A 21,418-nucleotide genomic window follows, 5' to 3' on the forward strand; every position below is an offset into this window, starting at 1 on the left:
GGCCGCACCGGGGTCTTCTTCACCGGCAGTCAGGAGCCCCATGCCCATCGACGTTGCCCAGGCCCTCGCGGCCGAGCCCCGGTCCGCCGGGATCGCCTGGGGTCCCAAGGACGTCCAGCTCTACCACCTCGGCCTCGGCGCCGGAGCGAACCCCGACAAGGTCAGTCCGGCGACCGACCCCGACGAACTGCGCTACACCCTGGAGTCCAGGCTGCACGTGCTGCCGAGCTTCGCCACCGTCGCGGGCGCGGGCTCACCGGGCGTGATCAACGGCCTCTCCATGCCGGGCATCGACGTCGACCTCGCGCACGTCCTGCACGGCGGCCAGGCCATCACGCTGCACCGCCCGATCCCCGTCGAGGGCGCGGCGGTCGCCACCGCGCGGATCGCCGCCGTCCACGACAAGGGCAAGGCCGCCATCATCGTCGTACGCACCGATGTCGCCGACGAAGAGGGCCCGTTGTGGACCAACGACGCCCAGATCTTCGTACGAGGCGAAGGGGGCTTCGGCGGCGACCGCGGCCCCTCCAGCCGCCCCGAACCGCCAACAGGCGATCCGGACAGGACGGTTGAGCGCCCGACCCGCGAGGACCAGGCGCTGCTGTACCGGCTCTCCGGCGACTGGAACCCACTGCACGCCGACCCCGAGTTCGCCAAGCTCGCCGGGTTCGACCGGCCGATCCTGCACGGGCTGTGCACGTACGGGATGACGCTGAAGGCCGTCGTGGACACGGCACTCGGCGGCGACGTCGGCCGGGTCCGCTCCTACGCCACGCGCTTCGCCGGGGTCGTGTACCCGGGCGAGACCCTGCGCATCCGCATGTGGCAGGGGGACGGCAGGGTCCGCGTGACGGTGGGCGCGGCCGACCGGGACGACGCACCGGTCCTCGCCGACACCGTCGTGGAGCACACCTGAGCCCCGCACCTGAACCGGAGTAAGTCCCGCACCTGAGCCGTAGCAAGTCCCGCACCTGAGCCCCGCACCTGAGCCGTAGCAAGTCCCGCACCCGAGTGTCGGCACACCTGAGTGTCGTACGTAATTTCCGAGGGGAGCCGCACCATGCGCGCAGCCGTACTGCACGAGATAGGCCAGGACAAGCTGGAGATACTCGACGACGTCGAGGCGACGGGCTTCGGGCCCGGCCGGGTGCGGATCCGGGTGCGGGCCACCGGCCTGTGCCACTCGGACCTCTCCGCGATGGCCGGGGTGCTGCCGCAGCCCGGGCCGTTCGTCCCCGGCCACGAAGGGGCGGGCGAGATCCTGGAGGTCGGCGAGGGCGTCACCAACGTCAGGCCCGGCGACCGGGTCGTCGTCTGCTGGCTGCCCGCCTGCGGCGCCTGTCCCGCCTGCAAGCGCGGCCAGACCGAGCTGTGTCTCGCCGGGTTCATGAACGCGGGCACGCCCAACTTCAAGCGGACCGGCGGCAGTTCTTCCGACGTGTTCGGCTTCGCGGGCACCGGGACCTTCGCCGAGGAGGTCGTCGTCGACGCGGGCTGCGCCGTGCCGATCCCGGACGACGTGCCCTTCGACATCGCCGCCCTCATCGGCTGCGGGGTCACCACGGGACTCGGCGCCGCCCTCAACACCGCCGACGTGGAGGCCGGTTCGTCGGTCGCCGTCATCGGCTGCGGAGGCGTCGGCATCTCCGCGATACAGGGCGCACGGCTCAAGGGCGCCGCCGAGATCGTCGCCGTCGACCCGGTGCGCTCGCGCCGCGAGGCCGCGCTGAAATTCGGCGCCACCAAGGCCGTCTCGCCCGACGAACTCCCCGACGCCAAGCAGTCGGTGACCGCGGGCGAGGGCTTCGACTACGTCTTCGAGGTCGTCGGCCGCTCGGCCACCGCCCGCACCGCGTACGAGAACACCCGCCGCGGCGGCACGCTGGTCGTCGTCGGCGCGGGCGCCATGGACGACTTCCTCCAGCTCAACATGTTCGAGCTGTTCTTCGACGAGAAGCGGATCCTGCCGTCCATGTACGGCGGCGGGGACGTCCTGCGGTCGTACGAGCGGACCATCGCGCTCTGGCGCGCCGGACGCATCGACCTGGAGGGGCTGATCACCCACCGGGTGCCGCTGAGCGAGATCAACGAGGCGCTCGACCAGATGCGTACGGGTGTGGCGCTGCGAACGTGCATCGAGATCTGACGCCCCGATCCTCTCGTCTCCTCTCCTCTCCTCTCCTCTCGTCTCCTCTCGTCACCGTCGGATGGAAGGACCTTGATGTCACTGCCACTTGAGGGCCGGTCCGCGATCGTCACGGGTGCGGGCCGCGGCCTGGGCCGGGCGGAGGCGCTGGAGCTCACCCGGCTCGGCGCCGCCGTCGTCGTCAACGACTTCGGACAGCCCGGCCGGGACGGCTCAGGCGCCGCGTCCGCCGCGCCCGCCGAGGAGGTCGCCGCCGAGATCCGTACGGTGGGCGGCCGTGCCGTCGCGCACACCGGGGACGTGTCCGACCACCAACAGGCCCGGGAACTCGTCGAGTTGGCGGTCGCCGAGTTCGGGCAGCTGGACATCCTCGTCAACAACGCGGGCATCCTGCGCGACCGGATGGTCTTCTCGATGTCCGAGGACGAGTGGGACTCGGTGATCCGGGTCCATCTGAAAGGCCACTTCAACACCACCCACTTCGCCGCCGCGCACTGGCGGGCCCGGTCCAAGGCGGCGGACGCGCCGGTGTACGGGCGGATCGTCAACACCTCCTCGGAGGCGTTCCTCGCGGGCTCCGCGGGACAGCCCAACTACGCCGCCGCGAAAGGCGGAATCGTCGGACTGACCACCTCGACGGCACTGGCACTCGCGAAGTACGGCGTCACGGCGAACGTGATCTGCCCGCGCGCCCGGACCCGGATGACGGCGGACGTCTTCGCGGGCTTCCAGGAGCCGGCCGGCGACGGGTCCGGGAACCGCCTCGACCCGCTCGCTCCCGAGCATGTCGCCCCGCTCGTCGGCTACTTGGCCTCGCCCGCCGCCGCACACGTCAACGGCCAGCTCCTCGTCGTGCACGGCGGAATGGTCGCGATCGTCGAACGGCCGCGCGTGGCCGCCAAGTTCGACACCAAGCAGGACGCCTTCACGTACGACGAACTCGACGCGCTGCTCACGCCGCACTACGCGGACCGGCCGGCGGGGGAGACGTTCGCGGCGGCGGAGGTGCTGGGACTCAAGCACGGGTGACCAGCTACGGTGACCAGCTACGGTGACCAGCCATGGGTGACCGGCTGTGGCGCCGCTCGCACGGAACGGCCCCGCCCGGCGAGTGCCGGGCGGGGCCGTGTGACGATCCGGACCTGAGGTCGTCAGGCCGTCGTGTCGCCGTGCTCGGCGGGCTTGCGATGCCGGCCGCGAGGGGTCGCCTCGCTCTCCTGCGCGGAGACGGGCCCCCGGTGCCGGCCGTGGCCACCGTCGTCTGCTGCCTGGGCCACCGTCGCCCGCGGGTCGGTGGCCGTCGTCTCCATGGTGTTCGTGTCGCGCATGTGGAAAATCACCCCGTGTCAACATGATCCTTCTGTACAGCGCGGGCGAGTCTAACGGGCGGGTGTGACAGTGCTGAGGGGTGGTTGGGGCTACTCGGTAGTCACTTTGCGGGGGGTCGGAGGGGGCGTCTCAAGGGGGGTGGCAAAGGGGGTGGCAAGGGGGGTGGCAAGGGGTGGCGTTTCGGCGGTCACCTGGAAGGCGCGGAGGGCACGGAGGGCCGGCGGACCCTCGGTGCTCACCTGCTCCACATGGAGCGGCTGCACCTGGGCCGGGGCCAGGGCCGGAGGCGGGGTTGGGGCTGGTGGCGGTGTCGGGTCGGGGGCGGGCCCGGCCACCTCATGGGCGGCTGTCGGGTCGGGGGTGGGCCCGGCCACCTCATGGGCGGCTGTCGGGGTCCCCGTCCGGACTTCTGGGCGAATGCTTTCAGCGGCGGCCAGGCCGGTCACCTCGGCGGCCATGAGGCAGATGGTTTCCGTGTCCGCCGGGACCATGTGAAGGGGGCTTCCGGCAGGCGCACCCGCACCACTGGAGCCTTCGACGGCCGCCCCCGCCGCCGCACCACGGGCGCCTTCGCCTTCGGCGGTCGCCCGGTCCCAGCCCTCGGTGCTCGTACGGCCCCCGCCTTCGGCGGTCGACCGGTCCCAGCCCTCGGTGCTCGCACGGCCCCCGCCCCCGGTGCCCGCCGTGTTCGTGCCTCCAACGGCCGTCCAGCCCCTGCCGTCCGTGTCAACTCGCCCGGCACCCCGGCCAGTTGACGATCCCGCCCTCGCTCCCATTCCTTGCGCCCCCGCTTCCTGCGCCCTGCGGCGCCCCGCGAACGCGCTTGCCATCCCTCGTCCCCTCAGCGGGGCCTGCTGGAGCGGTACCGGGCGGGCCGCCGTGGGCTCCAAGGGCTCCAAGGGCTCCGGGGGACCCGTGACCGACGGCCCCCGTGACGCGTCCCCCCGCGCCTCAGCCGTACGGTCCGGATCCCCCGGCCCCCCGTCCCCCGCCCCCGTGGGTGCGCCCATCCGCGATACTCCGCACGCCACCGCCCCCGTCGCGTACGGCAGATGGAGCACCCCGTCCCTGGTCCACCGGCCCGAGCCCGTCAACCACCCGACGGGCCCCGGCAGTTGGTGGAGGTGCCGCTCGGCGGGACGCCACACGCCGAGCCAGCTGCCGGAGGGGCCGCCGATCCGCAGGGCCACCGCGCAGCTCTCCGGCGTCAGCACCTGGCCCGGCTGGATCGCGAACGGCGTGACCGAACGGCCGGGCAGTTGCAGGTACTCCGGGAAGCGCACCGGGAGCGTGCTGCCCAACACGCCCCAGCCGAGCCGCTCCTGACCGGGAGAGGGCGCGTCCGAGCGGATCAGGAGCAGCCCGCTGTCGGCGTCCGCGAGCAGCAGCCGGTCGTTGCTCTCCTCGGAGATCTGCAACAGCGGCGACACCTCGCCCCCGCGCTCCAGATCGACCACCACGGTCTTGGTCCGGCCGCCCAACTCCCGGTCCAGCGCGAGCAGTCGGTCCCCGCCGCCCAGCCACACCCCGCCCGAGCAGCGGCCCGGTACCTCCGCGAGGTGCTCGGGCCCGAAGGCGCCGCCCGTGACCAGCCACACGGCGGTCGAACTCCGGCCCACGGCAAGGGCGTACGCACGGGTTCCCGCCGGAGCGGGCGGCAGCAGTCGCAATTCCGTTCCCGTGTCCGGGCATTCCACCGCGCCGAGCAGTACCTCGCCCGTCCCCGGGCCCGTCGGGTACAGCAGCGAGAACGCGTGCCGTCCGCCGGTGACGCGGTGGATGAGCACCCGCCCGTCCGCCATCGGCAGCACTTCCGTGCCGGGCTCCTCCGGCTGGTGGCCGGGCAGTGGCACGGCGTACGGCTCGGGGCCGTCCAGTGTCCAGCGCTCCGGGAACCAGGAGTCGCCGCTTCGGGCCAGGCGGGCCGCGTACGACCCGTCGACGGTGATCACGCATCCTGCCCGCGCGGCCCACTCGTTCTCGTTCACCGCCGCGGACGATGGGGTTCCCCCCTGCTCGAGCGAAGTCGAGACCTCGGGGGAGGCACAGGCCGTCATCGTTCGGTCACCTCCGGCCATGAAGCTAGTTTTCGCACGCACAGTCGTGGGACCGGCTGGTGACCGCTTCACACATAAGAGTGGCCCGTTTTCGATTCGCCTGAGGGAACGGGGGCGGGTGTGCTGGGCGGGGAGTGAGGTGGTCGGCCGGACGGCGAGACGGCCAGCCGACCAGATGGCCGGACGGTCAGTCGATCAGATGGCCGGACGGCCGGTCCGACGCACGGGCGGCCGTCGGCCCGTCGGAGCGGGGTCGCGCGGTCACGGCTGGTCAACTAGCCCGCGACCGGTGGGGCACGGACACAAGGCAGGTAGCCTTTTGCTCGTGCCCCGTCTGTCTGAAGTCATCGCCGCGCTCGACGCCCTCTGGCCCCCCGGCCGGGCGGAGGACTGGGACGCGGTCGGGACGGTCTGCGGCGACCCCGACCAGGAGGTCTCCCGCGTACTCTTCGCCGTCGACCCGGTCCAGGAGATCGTGGACGAGGCGGTGAAGCTGGACGCCGACCTGCTGGTCACCCACCACCCGCTCTATCTGCGCGGTACGACGACGGTCGCGGCCTCGACCTTCAAGGGCCGCGTCGTGCACACCCTCATCAAGAGCGACATCGCGCTGCACGTCGCCCACACGAACGCCGACCGCGCCGACCCGGGCGTGAGCGACGCCCTCGCCGGAGCGCTGGACCTCCGCGTCGTACGCCCCCTCGTGCCCGACCCGACCGACGCCGAGGGCCGCCGGGGCCTCGGCCGCGTCTGCGAGCTGGACCGTCCGGTGACCGTCCGCGAGTTCGCCGCCCGCGCCGCCGAACGGCTGCCCGCCACCGCGCAGGGCATCCGCGTCGCGGGTGACCCCGAGTCGCTCGTACGGACCGTCGCGGTCAGTGGCGGCTCGGGCGACAGCCTCTTCGCCGACGTACGCGCCGCCGGCGTGGACGCCTTCCTCACCGCGGACCTGCGCCACCACCCGGCGTCCGAAGCCCGCGCCCACAGTCCCCTCGCGCTGCTCGACGCGGCGCACTGGGCCACCGAGTGGCCCTGGTGCGAGCTGGCCGCCGCCCAGCTCGACGAGATTTCCGACCGTCACGGCTGGGACCTGCGGGTCCATGTCTCGAAGACGGTCACCGACCCGTGGAACTCCCACTCCCCTTCACCTGGAGCCCCCAACTGAACGCCGCGCCCGCCGACCAGATCCGACTTCTCGACGTCCAGTCCCTCGACGCCCGCCTGCAGCAGCTCGCGCACAAGCGCAGGTCGCTGCCCGAGCACGCCGAGATCGAGTCTCTGACCAAGGACCTCACGCAACTGCGCGACCTGCTGGTCGCCTCGCAGACCGAGGAGAGCGACTGCTCCCGCGAGCAGACCAAGGCGGAGCAGGACGTCGACCAGGTGCGCCAGCGCGCCTCGCGCGACCAGCAGCGCCTCGACTCCGGCGCCGTCACGTCCCCCAAGGACCTGGAGAACCTCCAGCGCGAGATCGCCTCCCTCGCCAAGCGCCAGGGTGACCTGGAGGACGTCGTACTGGAGATCATGGAGCGCCGCGAGTCCGCGCAGGAGCGGGTCGCCGAACTGACCGAGCGCGTCTCGTCCGTCCAGTCCAAGATCGACGACGCGACGGCTCGCCGGGACGCGGCACAGGACTCCCTCGACGGCGAGGCCGCGTCCGCGACCAAGGAGCGTGAGGTCATCGCGGGCTCCGTCCCCGCCGACCTCCTCAAGCTCTACGAGAAGCTCCGCGAGCAGCAGGGCGGCGTCGGCGCGGCCCGCCTCTACCAGCGCCGCTGCGAGGGCTGCCGCCTGGAGCTCAACATCACCGAGGTGAACGACGTGAAGGCGGCCGCCCCGGACGCGGTCCTGCGCTGCGAGAACTGCCGCCGCATCCTGATCCGTACGTCAGAGTCGGGTCTGTAGGTCTGTAGGTCTGTGGGTCTGTGGGTCTGTGGGTCTGTGGGTCTGTAGGCCGGGTAGGGCCTCTGGGCCTCTGGGCCGGTGGGCCCGTGGATCGGTGGATCGGTGGATTGGTGGGTCGATGGGGCGGTGGGTCTGTAGGGGCGGTAAGGAGCTTTCGGCTTGCGTGAGTTGATCGTCGAGGCCGACGGGGGTTCCCGGGGAAACCCGGGGCCCGCGGGCTACGGCGCCGCCGTCATCGACGCGGCGACGGGGGAGACACTGGCCGAGGCCGCGGAGTACATCGGCGTCGCGACGAACAACGTCGCCGAGTACCGCGGCCTGATCGCGGGCCTGCGCGCGGCCCGCGAACTGGACCCGACGGCCACCGTGCGGGTCCGCATGGACTCCAAGCTCGTCGTCGAGCAGATGTCGGGCCGCTGGCAGATCAAACACCCCGCCATGCGCCCCCTGGCGGCCAAGGCCCGCGCGGTACTCCCCGCTGACCAGGTCACCTACGAGTGGATCCCCCGAGCCCAGAACCAGCACGCGGACCGCCTGGCGAACGAGGCGATGGACGCGGGAGCAGCGCCCCCTAAGGGGCGCGGGGCTGTGACAGACGCGGCTCCTCCTCCACTCTCGGCTCCTCCTCCACTCTCGGCTTCTCCCCCACTCTCGGCTTCGCTCGAACGGGGGGACCCCCATCGCGGGCGCGACCAGCCAAGGACGGCCCGCAGCCAGGCGACTCCCGCCAGGTCCCCCGACGCTGATGACGTAAGGGCCGCACGGAACCTGGCCTCGGCGGCACCGGCCCCGCCCCCAGACCTCGGCCCGCCGACCACCTTCGTCCTGCTGCGCCACGGCGAGACCCCCCTGACCCCCCAGAAGCGGTTCTCGGGAAGCGGCGGCAGCGACCCCGCGCTGTCGGACACGGGCCGCCACCAGGCCGAGCGCGTCGCAACCGCACTGGCCGCCCGCGGGACCGTACAGGACATCGTGTCGTCCCCCCTGGCCCGCTGCCGCGAGACCGCGGGTACCGTGGCCGCCCGGCTCGGACTCGACGTACGGATCGAGGACGGGCTGCGGGAGACGGACTTCGGGGCGTGGGAGGGGCTGACCTTCGCCGAGGTGCGGGAGCGGTACCCGGACGACATGAGCGCGTGGCTGAGTTCCCCAGACGCCGAACCCACCGGCGGCGGCGAGAGTTTCGAGGCGGTGGCCCGGCGCGTGGCCGCGGCCCGCGACAAACTGCTCGCGGCGCACACCGGCCGCACCGTCCTCGTCGTCTCCCACGTCACGCCCATCAAGACCCTCGTACGGCTGGCCCTGGGCGCCCCGCCGGAGGCCCTGTTCCGGATGGAACTGTCGGCGGCCTCGCTCTCGGTGGTGGCGTACTACGCCGACGGCAACGCGAGCGTACGGCTTCTCAACGGAACGTCACCGCTGCGCTCGGCTTGAGCGGAGGGGGGCTCGCATTCGGGTCGTGGATGAGTTGCCGGCCGGTGGGGGCTGGGCGCGCAGTTCCCCGCGCCCCTAAAGGCAAAGACACCGGGCGCCTTGAGGGACGCCTCAGTGTGAGCCGGGTCCCAGGCTCGCGGCATCTCGGGCCAGCTTCTCCACCCGTGCCCAGTCGCGCGTCGCTATCGCGTCCGGCGGGAGCATCCAACTCCCGCCCACGCACAGGACGTTGGGCAGTGCCAGGTATTCCGGCGCGACGCCGGGACCGACGCCCCCGGTCGGGCAGAAGCGGGCCTGCGGCAGCGGCCCCGCCAGCGCCTCCAGATACGCCGTGCCGCCCGACGCCTGGGCCGGGAAGAACTTCATGTCGCGCACCCCCCGCTCCAGCAGCGCCACGACCTCCGACGTCGTCGAGACCCCCGGCAGGAACGGCACCCCGGACGCCTTCATGGCATCGAGCAGTACGTCCGTCCAGCCCGGGCTCACCAGAAAGCGCGCCCCGGCGGCCACCGACTGCGCCACCTGCTCCGGCGAGATGACCGTGCCCGCCCCGACCACCGCCGCCGGGACCGCGTCGGCGACCGCCCGGATCGCGTCGAGCGCCACCGGCGTCCGCAGCGTCACCTCGATCGCGGGCAGCCCGCCCGCGACGAGCGCGCGGGCCAGCGGCACGGCGTCCGCGACGTCGTCGACGACGACCACGGGGATGACGGGCGCCAGTTCGAGTACGGACAAGGACGGCGGCGCTGTGGACAGCGGCGAAGAGGGCTGCGGCGATGAGGGCGGGGACGAGGCCATGCCGTCATCCTGCCCGCACCACACAACATGCGCAAAGGCCGTTGCGTACACTGCAACGACCGCCTCGCAGGCTCAGCGCTCCCGCCTGCTCAGTGAATCCCGCCTGCCCGGTGAATGCGGCGCGCCCGGTGAATGCGGCGCGCTCGGCGAATGCGGCGCGCTCGGCAAAATAGGGCGCCTCGGTGAGTACGGCGCGCTCGGCGAAATGCGGCGTGCTCGGCGAAATGCGGCGTGCTCAGTGAATCTCGTCCACCAGCACGTCCAGTGTCCACGCGCGCCCCGCGCCCGCCGGAGCCGTCGCCTCCACCACGTACCCCAGATCCCGCAGCGCCTCCACCAGCTCCGCCGGCCCCGAAGGAACCGCACCGGACTGCATGAGCCTGCGCACGATGCGGCCCTTGGTCGCCTTGTTGAAGTGGCTGACCACCTTCCGGGTGGGCGCGTGCAGCACCCGTACGCTCGCCGTGCGCTCCGCGACCTCCCCCTTCGGCTTCCACGCGGTCGCGTACGAGGAGGACCGCAGGTCGAGCACGAGCCCCTTCCCGGCCGTCTCGGGCAGCACGGAGGCCATCGCCGTACGCCAGTGCGCGCCCAACGGTCCGAGGCCCGGCAGCTTCACCCCCATCGAGCAGCGGTACGAGGGAATCCGGTCCGTCACCCGGACCGCGCCCCACAGCCCCGAGAAGACGAGCAGCGAGCGCGTCGCCCGCCGCTTCGCGGCCGTGTCGAGCGAGGCCAGGTCGAGGGCGTCGTACAACACCCCCGTGTAGATCTCCCCGGCGGGCCGCGTCCCCGCGGTCCGCAGCTCCGTGTTCTTGGCGATCTCGCCGCGCAGGCCCTCGCTCAGCCCGAGCACCTCGCGCGCCTTCTCCTCGTCGCCCAGGCACAGTTCGACCAGTTCGTCGAGGACCGCCTGCCGCGCCCCGGCGAGCCCCGGCGACGACAGCGACTCCGGCTTCAACGGCGCGCCCCGCCCGGAGGGAGCCTTTCCTTCGGACGGCGGCAGCAGCACAAGCACGGCGGTTCTCCCTGGAGCATTCGGTACGGGATCGGTAGGTGTTCGGTACGTGAGATACGTGAGAGGGGTGCGCGCAAGCCTACGGGGTGCCGCTCGCCCCGCCCCGCCATACGCTCGCCCTATGCCCCGCCGCCAGATCCGTGTGACCGGCGCAGCCGAGGCGCCCCTGCGGGCCGCGCTGCGCGCACTGCGTACCGAACTCGGTGTGCCCGAGGCGTTCGAGCCGGAGGTGCTCGCCGAGGCGGAGAGAGCCGCGCGCGAACCGAGGCTGCCGGCCCACGACGCGACGGACATCCCCCTCTTCACGATCGACCCGCCGGCATCCACCGACCTAGACCAGGCGATGCACCTTTCCCGCCGCCCGGACGGCTACCGCGTGCGGTACGCCATCGCCGACGTCGCCGCCTTCGTCGTACCCGGCGGAACCCTGGACGCGTCCGCCCACCGCCGGGTGTCCACGCTCTACTTCCCGGACGGGAAGATTCCCCTCCACCCGCCGGTGCTGAGCGAGGGGGCCGCAAGCCTGCTCCCCGACCAGACCTCCCCAGCCGTCCTGTGGACGATCGACCTGGACGCGGACGGCCGCCCCACGGCCACCGACGTCCGCCGCGCCCTCGTCCGCAGCCGTGCCAAGCTCGACTACGAGTCCGTGCAGAAGCGGCTCGACGCGGGCACCGCCGAGGAACCCCTCGCCCTCCTCAAGGACATCGGGCTCCTCCGAGAACAGCGGGAAGTGGCCCGCGGCGGCATCTCCCTCAACGTCCCCGAGCAGGAGATCGCCGAGCGCGACGGCGCGTACGAACTCGCCTACCGCGCCCCGCTGCCCGCCGACGGCTGGAACGCGCAGATCTCCCTGCTCACGGGCATGGCCGCGGCCGAGCTGATGCTCGCGTACGGCACGGGCGTGCTGCGGACGCTCCCGGCGGCCCCGGGCGGCGCAGTGGGCCGGCTGCGGCGTACCGCGCGGGCACTGCGCATCGACTGGCCGCACCACGTCTCGTACGCGCAGCTGATCCGTACCCTCGACCCGCACCTGCCCCGCCATGCGGCGTTCCTCCAGGAGTGCACGACGTTGCTGCGCGGCGCGGGCTACACGGTCTTCCGGGACGGCGTCACTCCGGACATCACCACCCACGCCGCCGTGGCCGCGCCCTACACCCACTGCACGGCCCCGCTCCGCCGCCTGGTCGACCGCTACGCCTCGGAACTGTGCCTGGCGGCGGCAGCCGGGCAGGAGCCGCCGGAGTGGGTGCTCGCCGCCCTCGACGACCTGCCGAAGCGGATGGCCGAGGGCACCCGCCGGGCCGCTACGGTCGAGCGCGAGTGCGTCGACATCGTCGAGGCGGCGCTGCTCAAGGACCGCGTGGGCGAGCTCTTCGACGGCACCGTCGTGGACGTACAGGAACGCGAACCCACCGTGGGAACCGTCCAGTTGGAGTCCCCGGCCGTCGTCGCCCGCATCAAGGGCGAGGGGGCCGCCGGGCCGCTGCCGCTGGGGGAGCGGCTGCGGGTACGGCTCATGCAGGCCGAACCGGGCTCGGCGAAGGTGCTGTTCGCTCCCGCGTGAGTTCAGCGGTGATTTCGGTGGTGGGTTCCTGCCCGAGTTCTCGTACGCGCGCCAGAGCCGCGCGTATCTCCCGTACCAGCGCCTCGGGTTCGTCGGCGTGGAAGCGGATCAGGTGTACGTCCTTGGGGCGGCCCAGGAAGGTGAAGTGCCGTACGAGGGTGGAGAGTTCGAGTGTGATCGTGGTCTGCGCGCCGATGGCCAGGTCGAGCCGGCCGTCGCGCTTCTCGTGCGTGGTGACCAACTCGCGGCGTACGGAGGCGATCGCCGCGAGTGGGACGCGCAGGTCGATGTGGGCGGCCCGGCGGATGCGCAGGACGGTGTCGTCCAGCACGTGCGGGCGGGTCACGGAGGCCGCGTGCATGCCGACGATCAGGAGCAGTGTGTAGACGTCGAGCATGAACACGACCCGGTGCACGGCGGGATGGTTCCGCAGGAGCACCGCCATGCAGACGCTTTCGAGGACGGACACGAAGCCGAAGCCGAACATCATCGCGCCCTGGCCGCGACCGTACGCGAAGGCATGCCCCCGCTCGACGCCGTGCGGCCGCCGGGCCACCCACCGGCCGATGCTCGCCAGCAGCCGCACCTCATGGGCGACGAGCCGCCGTGCGGCCCTGACCACCCCTGCCGCGCTCATCCCGCACGCTCCACGAGCAGCTGGATCGTCCGGCGGACCGCAGCGGCCTGCGCGGGAGCGAAGTCGTCGAGGAAAGCGCGGAAGAAGCTGCCGGAGTCGGTCATCTCGGGGCTGCCCAGGTCGAGTTGGCCGAGACCCATGCCCTCCAGGGCCTCGTCGGGGAGGCAGCCGGCGAGGGCGCGGGCGGCCTGCTCGACGCGCGGGTCGGCCGGGTCGACGCCGACCAGCGCGTCGAGCTGGGCGTACGCCTCGTGCGTCCGCTCCAGGGCGCCGGGCACGTCCGCGGTGGCGCGCAGCGCGGACAGCAGGCGATCACGGTCCGCCGGCGCCGCGACCGTTTCGAGGAAGGCGATCATCTCGCGGTCCTTCGCGGCCATCGCCGGTTCCGGATGCCGGGTCAACTCGCCGAAGAGGGCGGCCAGTTCGGGGGAGACGGGCCCCTCGGCGGGCAGGTCGCCCCCCTCCAGCAGGCTGCGCAGCCGCAGCCGCCGCTCCCGGATCGCCGCTTCCTGTCGCGCGAGGTCGTCGTCGAGTTCCGCGAGCACCTCGGCGAGATCGCGTCCCGCGTCGTCCGCGAGGGCGTCCCGCACCTCGGCGAGACCGAGCCCCAGCTCGGTCAGCCGTTTGATCCGGGCGAGCACGACGGCGTGCCGCAGCTCGTAGTCGCGGTAGCCGTTGGAGCGCCGCTCGGGTTCGGGCAGCAGCCCGAGGTGGTGGTAGTGCCGGACGGTCCGCGTCGTGACGCCGACGGCCGCGGCGAGTTCTCCGATCCGCATGCCCCCAGTAGAAACGTTGACGCTGCGGCAGGGTCAAGCGAGGGCTTTCCCGGCGGGTCGCCGGCATCGGCGACGCGCCTCGGATGGCGAAGGGACGGCTCCAGCCGCGCGCGGTCCCGTCCTACAACACCGCCCACCGAGCCCTCGTCCCGCTTGCCCTCATGGCTCCCTACGCCTTCGGGCTCGTGACCTGGGCCCCGGGCTTCGCGGCCCTGTGCGGCTGGCTCGCCCACATCTCGTACGATCGCGCCCTCGGCTACGGGCTGCGGACGAAGGAGGGCTTCCAGCGTGACTGACCGGCAAGGCAGCCAAGGCGCGGACCGGCAAGGGGCCAAGGGCGCTGCCCGGCAAGGCGCCAAAGCCGATGTCCGACAAGACGCCCAAGGCGCTGTCCGACAGGGTGCCGCGAACGGTGGGCTGCCGCCGCGGGCCCGTTCGCTGGACGGTGGGCTGTCGCCGCGGGCCCGTTCGATCGTCGCGGCGGCCCGTGCGCTTCTGGAGGAGTCCGGCCCCGCCGCGCTGACCATGCGTGCACTCGCCGCCCACCTGGGTATCAAGGCCCCGTCCCTCTACAAGCACTTCCCCGACAAGTCGGCCGTCGAGGTCGAGTTGATCGCGCAGATGCTCGCCGAGTCCGCCACGGCCCTGGAGGAGGCCGAGGCCCACGCCCCCGGCTCGATCCCGGCCCTCGCCGAGGCGTATCGCGCGTACGCCCTCGAACACCCCCACCTCTACTGCCTGGCCACCGAGCGCCCCCTGCCCCGCGCCTCCCTCCCGCCCGGCCTGGAGGACCGCGCCGCCGCGCCCCTCGTCCGGGCCTGCGGCGGCGACATGGAGCTGGCCCGGGCGGCCTGGGCGTTCGCCCACGGGATGGTGGTCCTGGAGATCCACGGCCGGTTTCCGGACGACGCCGACCTGACCGGGGCATGGAAGAGGGGCACGCGGGCGTTGCTCCCGTGAGGAGGTGCGGTGCCATGGGGGCAAGGGGTGATCACGAGCGGGTGGGTGGGAGCGGCGGGACAGTCGGGCCCGGAGAGGTAGCCGTGCCCACAGCAGGGCTCGGAGAGACAGCCAGGTCGATAGCCGGGCCAAGAAGGACCGGTTCCGTCGGCCGGACGGGTGGGCGCGAGCAGGCGATCTGGACCAGGGCGACCCTCGGCCGCCGTGGCCGTCCGCTCGACCTCCTGACCGCCCGCTTCGACCGCCACCGCTTCGCGCCGCACGCCCACGACGAGTACACCATCGGCGTCTGCGTCGGCGGCTCCGAGGTCATCGACTACCGCGGCGGCCGGATCGAGGCGAACCCCGGCTCGATCGTCGTACTCGGCCCGGGGGAGACGCACACAGGCGGCCCGGCCACGTCCGACGGCTACGCCTACCGCGCCCTGTACGCCGAGATCTCCTTGCTCTCCGAAGGCACGTACGACATCCCGCACTTCCGCGACCCCGTCCTCGACGACCCCGAACTGGCCGCGGCCCTACGCCTCACCCACACCGAACTGAGCGCCTGCCCCGACCCGTTGGAGACGGAATCCCGCATACCGTGGCTGCTCACGGCCCTGGCCCGCCGCCACTCCTCGGCCCGCCCGGTGTGCGACACGATCCCGGGCGCGAACCGCATAGCCGCAACGGTCCGAGCCCGCCTGACGGACGAACTCCTCTCCCCACCCTCCCTCGCGACTCTGGCCGCAGACCTGGACCTGTCCCGCTACCAGCTCCTCCGAGCCTTCCGTACGAGCACGGGGATGCCGCCGTACGCCTGGCTGGCCCAGCACCGCGTGAACCGGGCTCGCTGCCTCCTGGAGAAGGGCCACCGCCCCGCCGAGACGGCCGCACTGGTCGGCTTCGCGGACCAGGCGCACCTGACGCGCTGGTTCCGGCGGGTACTGGGCGTGACTCCGGCGGCGTACCGCAACAGCGTTCAAGACACCCGCCGCTGACCGGGCCGAGACTGCGCGAATGACTGCACGCGGCTGGTTTCTCTTCTCCCTGATGGGAGTGCTCTGGGGCGTCCCCTACCTGATGATCAAAGTGGCGGTGGACGGCGACATGTCCCCGTCCATGGTGGTCTTCGCGCGATGCGCGCTGGGCGCGGCCCTGCTGCTGCCCTTCGCCATCCGCCAGGGAAACCTGGCCGGAGTCGTACGCGGGCACTGGCGCCCCATGCTGGCCTTCTCCTGCATCGAGATCATCGGCCCCTGGTGGACCCTGACCGACGCCGAGCGCCACCTCTCCAGCTCGACGGCGGGCCTGCTGATCGCGGGCGTACCCATCGTGGGCGTCCTCCTGGCCCGCTTCTTCGGCGACACGGAACGCATGAGCGCCCGCCGCCTGGCGGGCCTGGCGCTGGGCCTGGGCGGAGTAGCGGTCCTCACGGCCCCGCACCTGAACGGCGGCAACGCCCGCGCCCTGACGGAGATGCTGGTGACGGTGGTGGGCTACGCGACGGCCCCACTCATCATGGCCCGCTACCTGAAGCCGGTCCCGACCCTGCAGCTCATAGCCCCCTGCCTGCTCCTGGCGGCGCTGGTGTACGCCCCGGCAGCGGCGCTGACCCGGCCGACATCGCTCCCGTCCGCCTCGGTCCTGGCCTCGCTCGCGGGCCTGGGCGTGATCTGCACGGCGCTCGCCTTCGTCGTCTTCCTGGAACTGATCCGGGAGGCCGGGCCGACCCGGGCGGTGGTCTTCACGTACGTCAACCCGGCGGTGGCGGTGGCGGCGGGCGTGGCGTTCCTGGACGAGGAACTGACAGCGGGGGTGGTGGCGGCGTTCACCCTGATCCTGCTGGGCTCGTTCCTGGCGACGGCGACCCCGAAGGCTCCGGCGTCCCCGGCGTCCCCGGCGTCCCCGGCGTCCCCGCCCGGCTCCGGCGGCTCCGGTGCCGGGCGGGGCCGCGGGCCCGGTACCATGGTCGACACGGCAGACGAGCCGGGCGGACGGCCGCGTGGAGTCCCCTTCGGGGGTGCTTCCCGAGGAACGTCCGGGCTCCACAGGGCAGGGTGGTGGCTAACGGCCACCCGGGGTGACCCGCGGGACAGTGCCACAGAAAGCAAACCGCCCGGGACCTCGGTCCCAGGTAAGGGTGAAACGGTGGTGTAAGAGACCACCAGCGCCTGAGGTGACTCAGGCGGCTAGGTAAACCCCACCCGGAGCAAGGTCAAGAGGAGCCGCCTCTTCGCAAGAAGGACGGCTCTGCGCGGACGTTCGAGGGCTGCCCGCCCGAGTCCGCGGGTAGACCGCACGAGGCCGACGGCAACGCCGGCCCTAGATGGATGGCCGTCTCCCGGCCGACCGCGAGGTCGACCGGCGACAGAACCCGGCGTACAGCCTGACTCGTCTGCCGCTCTAAGTTTCCGCAGGTAAGGGCATAGCTTTTGCGTACCCTTACCTGCGTGGGTCGATTCTAGGTCGAATTTATGTGTGTCTCCGAATCGCGACGGGCCGATGTACTCCGAGTACTGTCGTCTGCGTCTCAGTCGTAGGGTGCGTGTGGGGCATATCGGGCGCTCCGTGAAAGCGTTGACTGCAGCCAGTGCTGCCGCGTACGGACAAAAACGCATCGGACGCCCTCGCGGTATTGTCCGGCGTGGCCGGAGTCGATGACGATGACCTCGCGTATACCGTCCTTCGCGGTCACGGTGTTCGAGCCTCCTGCTTGGCGTCGATCCCGGTGATCACGGCCTCGATACGGATCTTGATCTCGTCGCGGATCGGGCGTGCGGACTCGATGCCCTTGCCGGCTGGGTCTTCGAGGTCCCAGTCGAAGTACCTCTTGCCGGGGAAGGTCGGCGAGTCCTGCGTTCCGCCGCCCTGCGGCCGCACCCTCGACGGCGAGATCAACGGCTTCGCGATCTCCCACAGCCCGTCCGGAACAATCCAGCCATTGGCAAGGCGGTTGCCCAGGAAACAGCTATACCTGTGGGTCTGGCCAGCAGCGATGCCATCCGCGTGGTCACCGACGCCTGTCCTGACGCGTCCTTCATCGCCACCACCGGCTACACCGGCCGGCAACTTCTACATGCAGGGCTCCATGGGCCACGTCTCCTCACCGGCCTGGGCGTCGCGCTGGCCCCCCGAGCGCCGTCGTCGTCCTGGACGGCGACGGCGCCGCACTGATGCACCTCGGCGCCCTGCCGATGATCGGACACGAGGCACTCGCCAACCTGATCCACGAGTCCATTGGAAGCCAGTCGACGACCTCGGGCAGCACCTCATTCCCGGCCGTAGCCCTCGCAGCCGGCTACCGCACCGCGGAGGGCTGCGACAACTCAAGATCACTTCCGCCTTGCTCCGCCCGTGTTGGTAGGCATTGAGCTCGCGCGCAGCACCTCGCGCGGGGCCCGCCCCGTACGAAGGTGACAGCTGGGATGTTGTTCGGGGCGCCTCTGCGGGAGATCACTGGCAGGATCCGGCGGCGCCGAAGTTCACGGCGCACAGCGCATGAGTCGTACGCCTTGTCGCCCAGGACGGAGTCGGGTCGTCTTCGTGGGCGGCCGGTCCGTCCGGCGACGGGCGGGATGCCGTCGACCAGGTTGAGGGTTTGGGTGATGCCATTGACGTTGGCGGCAGTTGTGATGGCCAGGAGCGGGGTGCCGCGCCCGTCGCAGATCAAGTGGTGTTTGCTGCCTGTCTCGCGCCGGTCGACCGGCGACGGACCGGTTGCGGCACCCCCTTTTTTTCGCGCGGACGTGAGAGCCGTCCGCGCACGCGCGCGTCCAGTCGAGTTCGCCGGCCGCGTGCAGTTCGGCGAGCAGGATGTGGTGCAGCTACTCGAAGACTCCGGTCTTCTGCCAGCGGCCCAGGCGTCGCCAACAGGTCTGTCCGGAGCCGAACCCGAGCTCCAGCGGCAGGAGTTGCCCGGCGATGCTCTTCGCCGCCTGCTCAGGCAGGGTGAGATCGTCCACATCGGTACGGCCTTCGACGGGCTCGGCCACGAGACGGAGTTCGCCCGCACGCCCACTGAGCGGTGCGTCCGACGAGCGGGGAAGGTTCCCGTGGCGGAGCGGCAGCTCGTGCTCAGAAGCGTGGTTAACGAAGGACCGGGCGTGCATCGTGAGGACCTGCTGCGGGAGGTCGCTCGCTTCTTCGGGTGGGCGCGGCTCGGAGCCGATATTCGGGACGCGCTGACTGGCGACATCGACGCGTTGATCGCCGCCGGGTACTTGATCGAGTCGGAGGGCGGCCTGATGTATGCGGAGGGTTCTTGATCCGTTGCGGTGGGCTCTCCTCGTATCGCACGGAGCGCCGCTGAGCTGGCAGGATGAGGTAAGCGCCACGCGATGTTTCGTTGGCGACGCGAGTGATCGAGGGTGGGACGCTCGCGTGGGCAGGGCCATTTCTGAAGGATTCGTATTGCTCCCGGACCGGGACCCGCCGTACACAGGCGTGGCCCTTGTCCTAGACCACGTAGAGCAGCGGTCCGATGTCCAGGTCGGGCGGTGTAGGGGGGCGACGGGGGCCTGGCCGCCGTTGCGTTGGCCAGGCTCGCTTGCGGCCGGTACGCCCCCACGTCGGCCGCAGCCGCTGAGATGACGCGGACGCCACCGAGGCGGACAGCGTAGGCTCCAGAGGTCCGAGGTCATGCACTCCGGTATCGGGATATCGGGCACGGTGTCCGCTGCCGCCACTGGTGACCACCCGTACGACTGTGAGTACCGCCAGGTACCCTCAGACACATCGTCAACGCGGCCCGACGGGCTTCCGTTCCACTCCGGTGGAGTCTCGAAGGACATGCCCCCACCCGCACGAGTCTCTTCGTGCTGCCTGGGGGAAGTCCTTGCTGTTCCGCGCGTCCGCGAAAACGGTCGCCGTCATGGCACTCGACGGTTCGCTGTTCCTGCACCTCACCGAGCAGTTCGTCCACATGCACGGCTATCGGCCCGGAGCCTCGGAGATGCGTTCCTGGGAGCGCAGCATCCCGCTTCTGACCGCCGCGCTCAACGACGCCGGCCTGGGCGACGTCGAGGTCATGCTGGAGTACGCGCTACCACTGAACAGCAAGCGTGCCGATGTCGTCCTCGCCGGCTTGCACCCGGTCACGCAGGAGCCGTCCTACGTTGTGGTGGAGCTGAAGCAGTGGAGCCAGGCGGCTCCGCACGAGGACGACCCCAGCCTGTGCCTTGTCGACGCCTACGCGCACCCCGTGCTCAACCCGATCGAGCAGGTGCGGCGGTACTGCGACTACCTGGTCAACTTCAACGGCGCGGTGGCCGAGCACGGCGAGCGGATCCACGGAGTGGCCTTCCTGCACAACGCCACCGAGTTCGGGGTGACGGGGCTGCGGGAGATCGAGCGCGACGGGCAGGGACGGCTCTTCACGGGGGAGCGTCGCGGTGCGTTCCTGGATCACCTCCGGTCGAGGCTGAGCGACAAGCACCCGGGTGCCCGTGCGGCGGACGAATTGCTCGCGGGCGCCACCGTGCCGTCGAAGCAGTTGATGTCCGTGGCAGCCCAGGAAGTGCGGGAGCGCCAGCAGTTCGTCCTCCTCGACGAGCAGCAGGTCGCCTACCGCATGGTGCTCAACGCGGTGGAGCGGGCGAAGCGCGCCGACCACAAGGAAGTCGTCATCGTCACCGGCGGCCCCGGTACCGGGAAGAGCGTGATCGCGCTCCAACTGCTCGGCGAGCTCTACCGGAGGGGCGTGGCCGCGGTCCACGCGACCGGCTCGCAGTCGTTTACCAAGACGATGCGCAAGGTGGCCGGCTCCCGGAAACGGGAAGTCCAGGATCTGTTCAAGTACTTCAACAGCTTCATGACCACGGAGAAGAACAGCCTGGGTGCTCTGATCTGCGACGAGGCGCACCGCATCCGGGAGACGTCCGCCAACCGCTACACCCGCGCGGCACTGCGGACCGGCAGGGCACAGATCGACGAACTCATCGACGTCGCCCACGTACCGGTCTTCTTCCTCGACGAGCACCAAGTGGTGCGTCCCGGTGAGATGGGCACCGTGGACGAAATCCGTGAGGCCGCGGCCAGACGGGGCATCGACTGCCATGTCGTCCCCCTGGACAGCCAGTTCCGCTGCGGAGGCAGCGACGCCTACCTGCGCTGGGTGGTCCGGCTCCTCGGCCTTGAGCCCGGCGGGCCGGTCGTGTGGGAGCCCGACGATCGCATGCAGTTGCTGGTCGCCGACAGTCCTGAAGAGCTTGAGGCGTTTCTCGATGCCCGCCGCGCCGAGAAGTACGGTGCCCGGATGTCCGCGGGCTACTGCTGGCGGTGGTCCCCCGAACCCAAGCCCGGCGATCCACTGCCTCCCGACGTCGTCATCGGGGGCTGGGCCCGGCCTTGGAACCTGCGCGGGGACCGGTCGGTCTCCGGCGCGCCCCCTTCCGCGCTGTGGGCCACCGACCCTGCGGGCTTCGGGCAGATCGGCTGCGTCTACACAGCCCAGGGATTCGAGTACGACTGGTCCGGCGTCATCGTCGGTCCGGACCTGGTCTGGCGTGGCGACCGCTGGGTCACCGACCGCACCGCGTCCAAGGACCCGGTGTTCAAGAAGTCCACACCGGACACCGATGTGGACCGTCTCATTCGGAACACGTACAAGGTGCTGCTGACGCGGGGGATGGTCGGCACGATCGTGTACTCGACCGATCCGGAGACCCGGGAGAAGCTGCGGGAACTGGTGTCCGGCCGACCGGAGCCACGGCCTGCCGCGATTGAGGAGCCCCTTCTGCGGCGGTGAGCGCGCGATATCCGGCCATGATGTCTGTGCTTCCAGCCGACCGATGTGTCATATGCGTCGGGAG

General features: G+C 71.5%; 18 protein-coding genes, 1 other RNA gene and 4 pseudogenes. 14 read left to right on the plus strand and 9 right to left on the minus strand.

What is annotated here, in order from left to right; translation table 11 throughout:
• Nucleotides 1–40 precede the first annotated feature (40 nt).
• The 3 genes from OHA11_RS33680 (at nucleotide 41) to OHA11_RS33690 (ending at nucleotide 3,175) form a co-directional block, all read left to right on the plus strand.
• Nucleotides 41–916 carry a MaoC/PaaZ C-terminal domain-containing protein gene (locus tag OHA11_RS33680; protein WP_266502782.1) on the plus strand — a complete coding sequence of 292 codons (876 nt, stop codon included), beginning with the start codon at nucleotides 41–43 and terminating at the stop codon, nucleotides 914–916.
• Between the two features lie 144 nt (nucleotides 917–1,060).
• Nucleotides 1,061–2,146: a Zn-dependent alcohol dehydrogenase gene (locus tag OHA11_RS33685; protein ID WP_266502784.1), complete on the plus strand. Its 1,086-nt coding sequence runs from the start codon at nucleotides 1,061–1,063 to the stop codon at nucleotides 2,144–2,146.
• 75 nt (nucleotides 2,147–2,221) lie between these two features.
• Entirely contained in the window at nucleotides 2,222–3,175 is a 954-nt protein-coding gene (locus OHA11_RS33690) for a 3-oxoacyl-ACP reductase (RefSeq protein WP_266502786.1), read from the plus strand.
• Between the two features lie 122 nt (nucleotides 3,176–3,297).
• Here the strand turns inward: OHA11_RS33690 and OHA11_RS33695 are convergent, their stop codons facing one another.
• Both OHA11_RS33695 and OHA11_RS33700 read right to left on the minus strand, forming a co-directional pair.
• Complete coding sequence (locus tag OHA11_RS33695; protein WP_266507892.1) at nucleotides 3,298–3,474, minus strand: hypothetical protein; 177 nt, start codon at nucleotides 3,472–3,474, stop codon at nucleotides 3,298–3,300.
• Nucleotides 3,475–4,308: 834 nt separating this feature from the next.
• Nucleotides 4,309–5,532 (minus strand): annotated as a pseudogene (locus OHA11_RS33700) (hypothetical protein); the annotation flags it as partial.
• 325 nt (nucleotides 5,533–5,857) lie between these two features.
• On the opposite strand from OHA11_RS33700, the gene OHA11_RS33705 reads away from it, so the two are divergent.
• From OHA11_RS33705 to OHA11_RS33715, 3 genes are all read left to right on the plus strand, one after another.
• Nucleotides 5,858–6,697 carry a Nif3-like dinuclear metal center hexameric protein gene (locus tag OHA11_RS33705; RefSeq protein ID WP_266502787.1) on the plus strand — a complete coding sequence of 280 codons (840 nt, stop codon included), beginning with the start codon at nucleotides 5,858–5,860 and terminating at the stop codon, nucleotides 6,695–6,697.
• Nucleotides 6,694–7,437 carry a zinc ribbon domain-containing protein gene (locus OHA11_RS33710; protein ID WP_266507639.1) on the plus strand — a complete coding sequence of 248 codons (744 nt, stop codon included), beginning with the start codon at nucleotides 6,694–6,696 and terminating at the stop codon, nucleotides 7,435–7,437. The genes OHA11_RS33705 and OHA11_RS33710 overlap by 4 nt, the downstream gene beginning before the upstream one ends.
• Nucleotides 7,438–7,596: 159 nt before the next feature.
• Complete coding sequence (locus OHA11_RS33715) at nucleotides 7,597–8,871, plus strand: bifunctional RNase H/acid phosphatase (RefSeq protein WP_266502788.1); 1,275 nt, start codon at nucleotides 7,597–7,599, stop codon at nucleotides 8,869–8,871.
• A gap of 111 nt (nucleotides 8,872–8,982) precedes the next feature.
• On the opposite strand, the gene eda is transcribed toward OHA11_RS33715, so the two are convergent.
• Both eda and yaaA read right to left on the minus strand, forming a co-directional pair.
• The gene (gene eda, locus OHA11_RS33720) at nucleotides 8,983–9,669 is read right to left on the minus strand and encodes a bifunctional 4-hydroxy-2-oxoglutarate aldolase/2-dehydro-3-deoxy-phosphogluconate aldolase (RefSeq protein ID WP_266502790.1); all 687 of its coding nucleotides are present in this window, start codon (nucleotides 9,667–9,669) and stop codon (nucleotides 8,983–8,985) included.
• 235 nt (nucleotides 9,670–9,904) lie between these two features.
• Nucleotides 9,905–10,687: a peroxide stress protein YaaA gene (gene yaaA / locus OHA11_RS33725; RefSeq protein WP_266502792.1), complete on the minus strand. Its 783-nt coding sequence runs from the start codon at nucleotides 10,685–10,687 to the stop codon at nucleotides 9,905–9,907.
• 121 nt (nucleotides 10,688–10,808) lie between these two features.
• Here yaaA and OHA11_RS33730 point away from each other — a divergent pair, with 121 nt between their 5' ends.
• Nucleotides 10,809–12,254, plus strand: a complete 1,446-nt coding sequence (locus OHA11_RS33730; protein ID WP_266502793.1) for an RNB domain-containing ribonuclease — start codon at nucleotides 10,809–10,811, stop codon at nucleotides 12,252–12,254.
• Here the strand turns inward: OHA11_RS33730 and OHA11_RS33735 are convergent.
• Nucleotides 12,205–12,891, minus strand: coding sequence for a hypothetical protein (locus OHA11_RS33735; RefSeq protein WP_266502795.1), 687 nt, complete (start codon nucleotides 12,889–12,891; stop codon nucleotides 12,205–12,207). The two genes, OHA11_RS33730 and OHA11_RS33735, sit on opposite strands and share 50 nt — an antisense overlap.
• Complete coding sequence (locus OHA11_RS33740; RefSeq protein ID WP_266502796.1) at nucleotides 12,888–13,667, minus strand: MerR family transcriptional regulator; 780 nt, start codon at nucleotides 13,665–13,667, stop codon at nucleotides 12,888–12,890. Before OHA11_RS33740 ends, OHA11_RS33735 begins: the two co-directional genes overlap by 4 nt.
• An 83-nt stretch (nucleotides 13,668–13,750) precedes the next feature.
• Between OHA11_RS33740 and OHA11_RS33745 the strand changes: the two genes are divergently transcribed.
• The 5 genes and pseudogenes from OHA11_RS33745 (at nucleotide 13,751) to rnpB (ending at nucleotide 17,007) form a co-directional block, all read left to right on the plus strand.
• A complete protein-coding gene (locus OHA11_RS33745) occupies nucleotides 13,751–13,963 on the plus strand; it encodes a DUF4260 family protein (RefSeq protein WP_266502797.1) in 213 nt (70 codons plus the stop codon).
• Between the two features lie 154 nt (nucleotides 13,964–14,117).
• Nucleotides 14,118–14,627 (plus strand): TetR/AcrR family transcriptional regulator, encoded by a 510-nt coding sequence (locus OHA11_RS33750; protein WP_266507641.1) that lies wholly within the window; start codon nucleotides 14,118–14,120, stop codon nucleotides 14,625–14,627.
• A gap of 119 nt (nucleotides 14,628–14,746) precedes the next feature.
• Nucleotides 14,747–15,607, plus strand: coding sequence for an AraC family transcriptional regulator (locus OHA11_RS33755; RefSeq protein ID WP_266507643.1), 861 nt, complete (start codon nucleotides 14,747–14,749; stop codon nucleotides 15,605–15,607).
• A gap of 82 nt (nucleotides 15,608–15,689) precedes the next feature.
• Nucleotides 15,690–16,409: pseudogene (locus tag OHA11_RS33760) on the plus strand (DMT family transporter); the annotation flags it as partial.
• 182 nt (nucleotides 16,410–16,591) lie between these two features.
• Nucleotides 16,592–17,007, plus strand: an RNA gene (rnpB, locus tag OHA11_RS33765) — RNase P RNA component class A.
• A 293-nt stretch (nucleotides 17,008–17,300) separates the two neighbouring features.
• On the opposite strand, the pseudogene OHA11_RS33770 reads toward rnpB, so the two are convergent.
• The 3 genes and pseudogenes from OHA11_RS33770 to OHA11_RS33775 form a co-directional block, all read right to left on the minus strand.
• A pseudogene (locus OHA11_RS33770) lies at nucleotides 17,301–17,456 on the minus strand (phosphotyrosine protein phosphatase); the annotation flags it as partial.
• Between the two features lie 451 nt (nucleotides 17,457–17,907).
• A pseudogene (locus OHA11_RS48580) lies at nucleotides 17,908–18,309 on the minus strand (transposase); the annotation flags it as partial.
• Nucleotides 18,310–18,433: 124 nt separating this feature from the next.
• Nucleotides 18,434–18,601 carry a hypothetical protein gene (locus tag OHA11_RS33775; protein ID WP_266502798.1) on the minus strand — a complete coding sequence of 56 codons (168 nt, stop codon included), beginning with the start codon at nucleotides 18,599–18,601 and terminating at the stop codon, nucleotides 18,434–18,436.
• Between the two features lie 111 nt (nucleotides 18,602–18,712).
• On the opposite strand from OHA11_RS33775, the gene OHA11_RS33780 reads away from it, so the two are divergent.
• Together OHA11_RS33780 and OHA11_RS33785 are read left to right on the plus strand one after the other, a co-directional pair.
• Nucleotides 18,713–18,874 carry a hypothetical protein gene (locus tag OHA11_RS33780; RefSeq protein WP_266502800.1) on the plus strand — a complete coding sequence of 54 codons (162 nt, stop codon included), beginning with the start codon at nucleotides 18,713–18,715 and terminating at the stop codon, nucleotides 18,872–18,874.
• A gap of 569 nt (nucleotides 18,875–19,443) precedes the next feature.
• Nucleotides 19,444–21,354, plus strand: coding sequence for a DUF2075 domain-containing protein (locus OHA11_RS33785; RefSeq protein WP_266502801.1), 1,911 nt, complete (start codon nucleotides 19,444–19,446; stop codon nucleotides 21,352–21,354).
• Nucleotides 21,355–21,418 lie beyond the last annotated feature (64 nt).

Origin of the sequence: Streptomyces sp. NBC_00878 (assembly GCF_026341515.1) — a bacterium.
Taxonomy (GTDB): Bacteria; Actinomycetota; Actinomycetes; order Streptomycetales; family Streptomycetaceae; genus Streptomyces.

What these genes read in the sequence shown, in the direction of transcription:
- OHA11_RS33680 (WP_266502782.1), top strand. Translation starts at nt 41, where the DNA reads ATGCCCATCGACGTTGCCCAGGCCCTCGCGGCCGAGCCCCGGTCCGCC.
- OHA11_RS33685 (WP_266502784.1), top strand. Translation starts at nt 1,061, where the DNA reads ATGCGCGCAGCCGTACTGCACGAGATAGGCCAGGACAAGCTGGAGATA.
- OHA11_RS33690 (WP_266502786.1), top strand. Translation starts at nt 2,222, where the DNA reads ATGTCACTGCCACTTGAGGGCCGGTCCGCGATCGTCACGGGTGCGGGC.
- OHA11_RS33695 (WP_266507892.1), bottom strand. Translation starts at nt 3,474, where the DNA reads ATGCGCGACACGAACACCATGGAGACGACGGCCACCGACCCGCGGGCG.
- eda (WP_266502790.1), bottom strand. Translation starts at nt 9,669, where the DNA reads ATGGCCTCGTCCCCGCCCTCATCGCCGCAGCCCTCTTCGCCGCTGTCC.
- OHA11_RS33730 (WP_266502793.1), top strand. Translation starts at nt 10,809, where the DNA reads ATGCCCCGCCGCCAGATCCGTGTGACCGGCGCAGCCGAGGCGCCCCTG.
- OHA11_RS33735 (WP_266502795.1), bottom strand. Translation starts at nt 12,891, where the DNA reads ATGAGCGCGGCAGGGGTGGTCAGGGCCGCACGGCGGCTCGTCGCCCAT.
- OHA11_RS33740 (WP_266502796.1), bottom strand. Translation starts at nt 13,667, where the DNA reads ATGCGGATCGGAGAACTCGCCGCGGCCGTCGGCGTCACGACGCGGACC.
- OHA11_RS33745 (WP_266502797.1), top strand. Translation starts at nt 13,751, where the DNA reads ATGGCGAAGGGACGGCTCCAGCCGCGCGCGGTCCCGTCCTACAACACC.